The sequence below is a fragment of the Lelliottia sp. 7254-16 genome (genome assembly GCF_002922995.1).
Classification (GTDB): Bacteria; Pseudomonadota; Gammaproteobacteria; order Enterobacterales; family Enterobacteriaceae; genus Enterobacter; species Enterobacter jeotgali.
Window position 1 is genome coordinate 1 of record NZ_PQVS01000031.1, and the last position, 9,735, is coordinate 9,735.

6 protein-coding genes and 1 pseudogene are annotated in these 9,735 nt (G+C 54.9%); 4 read left to right on the forward strand and 3 right to left on the reverse strand.

Annotation, left to right across the window (positions count from 1 at the left end):
• Together C3708_RS23435 and yegD are read right to left on the reverse strand one after the other, a co-directional pair.
• Nucleotides 1-128, reverse strand: a pseudogene (locus C3708_RS23435) (IS481 family transposase); the annotation flags it as partial.
• A gap of 145 nt (nucleotides 129-273) precedes the next feature.
• The gene (yegD, locus tag C3708_RS23440) at nucleotides 274-1,626 is read right to left on the reverse strand and encodes a molecular chaperone (RefSeq protein ID WP_103949809.1); all 1,353 of its coding nucleotides are present in this window, start codon (nucleotides 1,624-1,626) and stop codon (nucleotides 274-276) included.
• 133 nt (nucleotides 1,627-1,759) lie between these two features.
• On the opposite strand from yegD, the gene alkA reads away from it, so the two are divergent.
• Complete coding sequence (gene alkA / locus C3708_RS23450) at nucleotides 1,760-2,632, forward strand: DNA-3-methyladenine glycosylase 2 (RefSeq protein WP_103949807.1); 873 nt, start codon at nucleotides 1,760-1,762, stop codon at nucleotides 2,630-2,632.
• Here alkA and C3708_RS23455 read toward each other — a convergent pair.
• On the reverse strand, nucleotides 2,597-5,926 hold the full coding sequence (locus C3708_RS23455) for a diguanylate cyclase (protein ID WP_103946232.1): 3,330 nt from the start codon (nucleotides 5,924-5,926) through the stop codon (nucleotides 2,597-2,599). The genes alkA and C3708_RS23455 overlap by 36 nt on opposite strands.
• A gap of 342 nt (nucleotides 5,927-6,268) precedes the next feature.
• Here C3708_RS23455 and udk point away from each other — a divergent pair, with 342 nt between their 5' ends.
• The 3 genes from udk (at nucleotide 6,269) to asmA (ending at nucleotide 9,455) form a co-directional block, all read left to right on the forward strand.
• Complete coding sequence (gene udk / locus C3708_RS23460) at nucleotides 6,269-6,910, forward strand: uridine kinase (RefSeq protein ID WP_095282608.1); 642 nt, start codon at nucleotides 6,269-6,271, stop codon at nucleotides 6,908-6,910.
• A 91-nt stretch (nucleotides 6,911-7,001) separates the two neighbouring features.
• A complete protein-coding gene (gene dcd / locus C3708_RS23465; RefSeq protein ID WP_095282607.1) occupies nucleotides 7,002-7,583 on the forward strand; it encodes a dCTP deaminase in 582 nt (193 codons plus the stop codon).
• Between the two features lie 24 nt (nucleotides 7,584-7,607).
• Complete coding sequence (asmA, locus tag C3708_RS23470) at nucleotides 7,608-9,455, forward strand: outer membrane assembly protein AsmA (RefSeq protein WP_103949806.1); 1,848 nt, start codon at nucleotides 7,608-7,610, stop codon at nucleotides 9,453-9,455.
• Nucleotides 9,456-9,735 lie beyond the last annotated feature (280 nt).

Below are 9,735 nucleotides of genomic sequence, written 5' to 3' on the forward strand. Positions count from 1 at the left end.
GTAGCGGGCGAAATGCCGTAGTGACGGCAAAGAGAACGGATGTTCGCCCCGTCTTGCGAGGCGAACAGAACAAACTCGGTACGTAATGACATGGTATCTCTCGCATCCCAGGGCATAAGCGACTCCAAAAACGGGTTCGTATGCCTTAGTTGTAAGTGTCTACCATGTCCCCGAACAAGTGTTCATGATGTCCCCGGACCGTACACCCTCAAGGGAGAGGGGACGGTCCGCAGCCGTAGGCCGTGTAAGCGTTAGCGCCACCCGGCAACAGCATCAACTGAACATCACCTTCGCCCAACGGGCTAATCCTGCGGTAACGGAACCGAAATCATCACCACCGGCAATCGGAATACCCGGCAACTGCTCCGCTAGCGCTTTTTTGATCAGCGGTGAACGCGCACTACCGCCCGTCAGGTAGATCACATCCGGCTTCTCGTTACCATTCTCCAGCGCCAGCTGAACCTGCTCCAGAATACGCTGCAGCGGCTGATTCAGCGCTGTCTCAAGCCCTTCCTGAGAAATTGCCGTCCCCAGCTCATCGCTGATAAAGGGTAACGTCACAGCGTGATCGACAGCTTCAGAGAGCGCGATTTTACTTTCTTCGGCGCTGCGTACCACGCGATAGCTCAGGCGCTGACGCCAGACTTTATGCAGCAGGGCCACTTTGTCGCCGTCCTGGGCATCACGCACCAGGTCATTGAGGAAGCGTCCGTTGGCGGTGCTGTAGAAATCGCTCTGTGCCGGAACATCGTTAATGGCGACGGCGTTCCACCACGGCAGAATCGGCAGCGCGGTGCCTTTTTCGGTTTGTCCGCCCATCCCGAGCAGCGGCATCAGGCTTTTAAACGCCAGCGCGATGTCTAAATCGTTGCCGCCAACGCGGCAGCCGCTGTGGCCTAACAGGCTGTTTTCGCGGTCACGGCGCTGGTGCCACTGTGGCCCCATCAGCAGCAGTGAGCAGTCGGTGGTACCGCCGCCGATATCGACAACCAGCACGCGTTTTTCTTCGCGCAGCGTGGCTTCAAAATCCAGCCCCGCGGCAACAGGCTCATACTGGAACACCACATCGCGAAAACCGGCGCGATGGGCCGCACGCTCAAGGATACCCTGCGCCTGCTGGTTGGCTTCATCACCGCCAAGGCCCTGGAAGTTAATCGGACGCCCGATAACGGCCTGAGTGATGGTTTCCGTAACCTGAGTCTGCGCCTGATTGCGAATGTGCAGCATCATGGCGCACACCAGATCTTCAAACAGCGCGACCTGCTGGGGTTTTAGCCCGCTGGCACCGAGGAATGATTTAGGTGATTTAACGAAGTAAACTTCTTCCGGGTCTTCGATGTACTGCGCGAGAGAAGACAGGCCGAACTGTACGCTGGACGGCGTCACGTCGATATCTTCATCACGGTTAAAATTCACGGCGCGACGCAGCAGCGCCTGGGTTTCTGTGCCCGTTGCCGGAACCTGATGATGGCGATACAACCACTCGCTCACGGCTTCGCGCGTTGGCGCGCACAGCATCGACGGCAGCAGAGAACTCTCTTTTTCCATTTTCAGCAGACGGGGCTGATTGTCATCCATCACTGCCACTGAGCAGTTTGCGGTACCGTAGTCAAAACCAATAAACACTGACGTAATCCCCATGCCGTTGAGAAGGGGCGAGACTTTAGCGAAATGTCTCGCTCTCGACAACAGGAATATGAAAGCAAGGCGCGCCGGGCCTGGTCAGGTTATGCTGTGAAAGACAACAAAAGGAGAAACGATGTACACCCTGAACTGGCAACCGCCGTATGACTGGCAATGGATGTTTGGTTTTCTCGGCGCGCGTGCGGTGGTGGGCGTGGAAACCGTCACGGGCGAGTATTACGAGCGCAGTTTCACCTGCGACGGGCATCAGGGGCTGTTTCGTGTTACGCCCAACGAGAATGACTGCACGCTAGAGGTGACGCTCAGTGACGGGCTGATTCCGGTCGCGCAGACGTGCCTGGAGCGTATTGAACGTTTGTTCGATCTTGCCTGCGATCCGCAGCAGATTGCGTCCACGCTGGGTGACCTCGGCGCGGCGCGTCCGGGGCTACGTCTGCCGGGTGCGATGGACGCATACGAACAGGGGCTGAGGGCAATTCTTGGGCAACTGGTGAGCGTGTCGATGGCTTCTAAACTTGCCGCGCGGGTGGTGGCGTTATGCGGTGAGCCGCTGAAAGAGTTCCCGCACTACACCTGTTTCCCAACGCCTGCTGCGCTGGCCGCCGCCGATCCGCTGGCGCTCAAGGCGCTGGGAATGCCGGTTAAACGTGCTGAATCGCTGATTCATCTCGCGCAGTCTGTGGTGGAGGGGACATTTCCGCTCCAGCCGCCGGACGATATAGAAGGGGGGATGAAAGCACTTCAGACGCGGCCAGGAATCGGGCGCTGGACCGCGAACTATTTAGCACTGCGTGGATGGCAGGCGAAAGATGTGTTTTTGCCGGATGATTATCTGATTAAACAGCGCTTCGCTGGCATGACACCGGCGCAGATCCGCAACTATGCCCAGCGCTGGCAGCCGTGGCGTTCTTACGCGCTTCTTCACATCTGGTACACCGATGGCTGGAAACCTTCAGTTGATAGCGAAGTAACTGGTATTCAGCAGTAGCTCCAGCGGCTGTGGTTCGGAAATCGAATCGCCGTAAATATAGTCGATTCCAATGCCGGACAGGGTGTCCATCATCAGCGGCTGATTGCTCGGCCCGGCGATGGTTTTCATCCCCAGTCGCTGGGCGTGGCCCTGGATAATGGTCACCATCATTTCGTCCATCAGATTACCGTGAACGTTGGTCACTAATTCCGGGTCCAGCAGCAGATAATCCGCCATGTGGGCGCTCAGATGGTTGAACACATCCATATCGCGCCCGACGTGGCTCAGCACGATACGACAACCCGCCTGACGCAGTTTTTGCAGCCCGTCCTGAATATTGGCATCCTGGTTTTGCAGCGTTTCGACCGGGATCACCAGATGCAGCAAGCGTCCCGGCAGCGGGCTTTGCTCCAGCAAATCAAGCAATTCGTCAACCAGCGTGGTGCTGGACAACCCTTCTGGCGAGAGCGGCAACGCCACGCCCATGCCTTTATTAGCAACCTGGGCCGCAAAGGTGCGGAAAAATTCCTGGAAAATACGACGGTCGAGAGCGTGCAGGAGATCCGGCTCCGCCAGTCCTGAGCGGAACGCGTGTTCTTCCTGCACTTCGCCCTGGCTGGTCCACAGGCGCAGGGAAACCAGCCAGAAGGTGCTGCTTTCCGGAATACGCGGCGAGGCGACGCTGCGGCCAATCATCAGCAGGTGATTATCTTTGATCATGTGCCACTGCTCATCGAGCGACATCGTGCTGCGCCCGCTGTGCATTCTTTCCTGCTGCGGTTCATACACCGTGACCACGCCACGGCCGTTATTTTTTGAGGCGTAACAGGCGATATCGGCCTGAGACATCACTTCGGCGGCCAGGCTGTTGCTGTCATCAATCAGCGTGATACCGGCGCTGGCCCCGATGCGGTGCAAACGGCCTTCCCACATAAAGTGGTAATCGTTGATGGCGTGAATAATACGACCCGCGATATAACGTGCGCTTTCGACATTGCAGTCCGGAAGCAGCAGGCCAAATTCATCGCCGCCCAGACGTGCCAGCACGTCGCTTGAACGCAACATGCTCAGCATCAGGGACGACAGTTCACGCAGCAGGGCGTCGCCCGCCGCATGACCTGCGGTGTCGTTCACCGCTTTAAATCGGTCGAGATCGATAAACACCAGCGCGTGGCGCTGATGGGTGTCATGGACGTTTTGCAGCATTCGCTTGAGGTTGCTTTCAAAACTGCCACGGTTTGCCAGATGGGTCAGGGCATCGTGCGATGCGCTGTAGCTCAGTTGGCGCAGCATTTTGCGCGATTCGGTGACGTCCTGAATGACCAGCACCGAGCCGATATTCTGTCCGTCCAGCGTGCTTAATGGCGTAATACTGTAGTGAATATCAAAGGTCCCGCTATTGCGGCTGTGCAGCACCACATCCTGATTGATGTCGGAACGAGACATATCGCCGCTATGAATGTTTTCCATCGGCGGCCCGTTCTCGCCAAAGGTAATGTGCAGCACGTTGAGGATCGGCTGTCCCATCGCCTCTTGCTGCGTCCAGCCGCTCATTTTCTCAGCGACCGGGTTCATAAAGGTGACATGCATATCAATATCAGTACAGAGCACGGCTTCACCGATGGAGTCGAGGGTGATGTGCAGGCGCTCTTTTTCCTGGAACAGGGCTTCGTTAAGTTCCTTAACTTCGGTCATGTCCATATTAATGCCGAGCAGGCGTTCGACTTCACCCTGTTTGTTAAGCACCCGATTGGCCAGCGATCGGATATGGCGCACGCCTTCTTTGACGCGAATGCGGAACTCAAGCTTAAACGGAACGCGGGCCATCAACGAATCACGGATTATCTGTTCGGCCTGTTCTCTGTCTTCGGGAATGATACTGTCGTGCCACAGCTGCCAGGTCGGTTTGATGTGCGCCGGGATCTCGTACATCTCGAACATCCGTTTGTCCCAGCTAATGACATCAGGCTGTAAATCCCACTCCCAAATGCCGATTCCGCCCGCTTCGTTGGCCAGCGTAATGCGCTCCATCAGGCGCTTATTGACCCATTCAGTGTGTTTGAGGTCGTTAATATCCTCAATCTGCGCGATGAAATAGAGCGGGGAACCGTCCGTATGACGCACCACGGAAACGGTCAGCAGCGCCCAGACCACTTCACCGTTGCGGGTGTAGTAGCGCTTCTCCATCGAATAGCTGTTGATGTCGCCACGGACCAGCTCATCCAGGCTTTCAAGATCGTTGTTTAAATCTTCCGGCCAGGTCAACTGCTGAAAAGTGAGGGCCTGGAGTTCAGGCTGAGAATAGCCGAGGAACTGGCACAGGGCCTTATTGGCCTGGAGCCACTGGCCTTCGATACCCACCAGCGCCATACCAATGGCGGAATACTCCATTGCATTGCGAAAGCGTTCTTCGCTCTCGGTGATGTGCTTGCGCTCGGCGCGAAAAGCGTACATCACCATAGTCATTACGTTGGCAGGCAGGAGCATCATCAGGAACGGCAGCCACGGCGCGTTGAGCATGACGTCGGTATTCTGGGCCGTAATCAGCATCGGTTTGGTCGCGATCATCAGCGACACCATCATCACCGTGACCAGAAAGACGAGGAAGGCTTCCATACGCGGCAGGCGCACGGCGCTCCACATCAGCAGCACGATCACACAGGTAAAGGGCCACGGCAGGAAAGTAATCGCCACCCAGCTCAGAACCAGCGTAACGGCCATCGTGAGGAGCGTTTCCAGCAGCAATTTAGGGTTGCGGTGACGCAGTAAATAGTGAGGTTTGAACAGCAGCCCTAGCGGGACCAGAGCCAGCGCGCCGATCGATTCTGAAAGCACCCAAACAAAAAAGTTACGCAGCGGTTCTGCGCTCGGAACCAGCAGCCAGGCCAAAATCCCACCCAGCAAAGGAGGCACCAGGGCGCTGCCGATTGCCAGACGTATCCAGTCGCCGAGATTTTTAAGCGGGTTGTACCAGGGCAGTAATTTGCGCAGCAGTAGCGCGCCGACGCACGCTTCGATAACGTTGATCGCCGTATACCAGAAGCTGATCGTCTCCCATGAGAACAACATCCACGACGCAAAAATATTGCCGAAGGTGCAGGCGAGGGCGATTCCAGGCCACATTTTTCCGGCGTGGCGATAAAACGCGACCATCATGATCGAGGTCGGGAACCATAAAGGTGCCAGTATAGTTCCGAAACGCGTCAGTTCGAGCGAGAAAAGGGTAAAGATAAAGGTAACCAGACCAAGACTGACAAGCCGTAGTAAAGGATGTGGGGTAGTCACCAAAACACGTTGGTATTGTTTATTCATTACCGCTTTATCCAGAGACGCCATGCTGCCAGGAACCAGGTCCGCACGAGTGAGAATTTTAATTTGGATTATGCTAGTACAAACAATTTACAATTCATATGCCGACTGCTCATAATTTGTCATCATAGAGTTATTAAACACTTAGTCTGCATAAAATTCATGATTAACGCTGTAAATTTGAGCGTTAAAATTTGGGTCAGGGCGAAAACATGTATTTGGAATGACTCTCGCATTACCTGCGCTTTCGACTAGTATCAGACACACGAAATCCCTATAATTGCCGCGTTTGACGCTCAGGCGTCGTCCTTCCTTTACATCCAGGTTAATCAGGTCGCTAAATTTATGACTGATAAGTCTCATCAGTGCGTCATCATAGGCATCGCCGGCGCATCGGCTTCAGGTAAAAGTCTTATTGCCAGTACGCTTTATCGCGAACTGCGTGAACAAGTTGGTGATGAGCACATCGGCGTCATTCCCGAAGACAGCTACTATAAAGATCAATCCCATCTGTCGATGGAAGAACGCGTAAAAACGAATTACGACCATCCCAATGCCATGGATCACAGCCTGCTGTTCCAGCATTTGCAAATGATCAAAAACGGCACGCCTATCGATCTGCCGGTCTATAGCTATGTCGATCACACCCGTACGCAAGAAACGATTCACATTGAGCCGAAAAAGGTCATCATTCTGGAAGGCATTCTGCTGCTGACCGACGCGCGTTTGCGTGAAGCGATGAACTTCTCGATCTTCGTCGATACGCCACTGGATATCTGCCTGATGCGTCGTATCAAGCGTGACGTCAACGAACGTGGTCGCTCAATGGACTCCGTGATGGCGCAATATCAGAAAACCGTGCGTCCGATGTTCCTGCAGTTTATCGAACCGTCAAAACAGTACGCCGATATCATCGTGCCGCGCGGGGGTAAAAACCGCATTGCTATCGATATCCTGAAAGCGAAAATCAGCCAGTTTTTTGAATAATTCGCGCGAATTGTGTACCGTTCAAAGATAACCGGGTTTGCCCTGAAGCCATTGCGGCTTCGGGGTTTGATGCACGAAAGGAGAAAGTGTCATGCGTCTTTGTGACCGAGATATAGAAGCCTGGCTGGATGAAGGGCGTCTGTCTATCACCCCGCGTCCGCCAGTGGAGCGCATTAACGGTGTCACCGTTGACGTGCGTCTGGGCAATAAATTCCGCACGTTTAGCGGCCACGTCGCTCCCTTTATTGATTTGAGCGGGCCGAAAGACGAAGTCAGTGCTGCACTTGATCGTGTGATGAGTGATGAAATCGTGCTGGCTGAAGGCGAGGCGTTCTATTTGCATCCGGGCGAACTGGCACTGGCGGTGACATTTGAATCTGTCACTTTACCTGCCGATTTAGTCGGCTGGCTGGATGGCCGTTCTTCTCTGGCGCGCCTGGGGCTGATGGTCCACGTGACGGCGCACCGTATCGATCCCGGCTGGTCTGGCCGCATCGTGCTGGAGTTCTTCAACGCCGGAAAACTGCCGCTGGCTTTACGCCCTGGTATGATGATTGGCGCGTTGAGCTTCGAGCCGCTTACCGGCCCGGCCGATCGCCCTTACAATCGCCGCCAGGATGCGAAATATCGCGACCAGCAGGGTGCGGTTGCCAGTCGTATTGATAAAGACTGATTTTTAGGCTTCACCGAGGATGCCATGAGAAGAGTTCTGACAACGCTGATGATTTTGCTGGTGGTGCTGGTTGCTGGCCTTTCAGCGTTGGTTCTGCTGGTGAACCCCAATGATTTCCGTGCCTATATGGTGCGGCAGGTCGAAGCACGAAGCGGGTATGAACTGAAGCTGGATGGGCCATTGCGCTGGCATGTCTGGCCGCAGCTCAGCATTCTTTCCGGTCGCATGTCATTGACAGCACCCGGTGCGTCGGCACCGCTGGTTTCTGCTGACAACATGCGTCTGGATGTGGCCCTGATGCCGCTGATTTCCCATCAGTTGCAGGTGAATCAGGTGATGCTCAAGGGCGCTGTTATTCAGCTCACGCCGCAGTCTGAAGCCGTGCGTAAACCGGATGCACCTGTTGCGCCGCGCGCAAATTCACTGCCTGACGTCGCCGAAGACGCCGGGTGGTCGTTTGATATTGCCAGCCTGAAAGTCGTTGATAGCGTGTTGGTCTTCCAGCACGAAGATGAAGATCAGGTCACCGTGCGTAATATCAATCTCAAGATGGAGCAGGACCAGCACCATCTGGCGACGCTTGATTTCTCGGGACGCATTAATCGCAATCAACGTGACATGACTTTGTCGCTGAATGCAAACCTGAACGCCTCTGATTATCCGCACCAACTTACCGCAGACATCCAACAGCTGAACTGGCAGTTGTCAGGTGCCGATCTTCCGGCGCAGGGCATCACCGGACAGGGATCGTTACAGGCGTTGTGGCGTGAAGAACAAAAGCAGCTGGAACTGAATAACCTTAACCTTCAAGCGAATGACAGCTCCCTGAAAGGGCGTGCCAGCGTGCTGCTGGGCGAACAGCCGAAATGGGTGTTCGATCTGCAGTTTGACAAGCTCAATCTGGAGACTCTGCTGCCACCGCAACCGGTGACAACGGCAGAGAGTGATACTCAACTGGGGGCCACGCCACCAAAACAGACGCGCCCAGTGATTGCATCGAGCGATGAAGCGCCAGATTACAACGGGTTACGCAGCTTCACTGCGGATATTCTGCTCAAAGCCAACACGGTGCGCTGGCGGGGAATCGATTTCACTAACGTCAGCAGTCAGATGTTGAACCATAACGGATTGCTGGTGATTTCCGAGCTCAGCGGTCAGATGGGGGCGGGGCATATCTCTCTGCCTGGACTGCTGGATGTTCGCAAAGATATGGCCAAGGCGGAGTTCCAGCCGCGTCTTGAGAACATCGAGATTGGTACCATTCTGCAGGCATTCAATTATCCGATCGCGCTAACCGGTAACTTGACGATGGCGGGTGATTTCTCCGGCGATAAAATTGACGCCGATGCATTTCGCCGTAGCTGGCAGGGGCAGGCCCATGTCGACCTGACCAACAGCCGTATGGAAGGTCTCAATTTCCAGCAGCTTGTACAGCAGGCCGTGGAGCGCAGCAGCAATGTCAAAGCGCAAGAGAACTTTGAAAGTGCGACCCGACTCGACAACTTTACAACCGATATGACTCTGGATAATGGTCAGCTCAGCCTTGATGATATGCAGGGGCAATCCTCGCTGCTGGTTCTTTCCGGCAAAGGCACAATGGACCTGGTAAAAGAGACGACGGATACCCGCTTTAATATTCGCGTGCTGTCTGGATGGAAAGGTGAAGGGCCGTTGATCGAGGCCCTGAAAGAAACGCCGATTCCACTCAACGTCTACGGTAAATGGCAGGAGCTGAATTATAGCCTGCAGGTTGACCAAATTCTGCGTAAACATCTGCAGGATGAAGCGAAACGCCGTTTGAACGAGTGGGCGGACAAGAACAAAGATTCGCAGAACAGTAAAGATGTGAAGAAGCTGTTGGATAAGCTTTGATCTGAGACGCATTGCTGAAAATTTAAGCATCTGAGGTTGTTCCGTTCACCTCATGTTCAGCAGAATATAATTACCCAATAAACAGTGAACGTGATAAGGGGGCTGCGCTGCCCCCTTATCAATCCCCGCGCCCCTTAAGGAAATCGGTGCTTTGCACTGCGCTCACCTCCCGGCCTGCTGCCTGCGGTCGGCTCGACTCGACGTCCCTGTCTCGTTTCGCCTCTGGCCGCCATCCCTGGCGTCCAGCCCTTGTCATCCGGCCTCCGGTTCGCCGATTTCT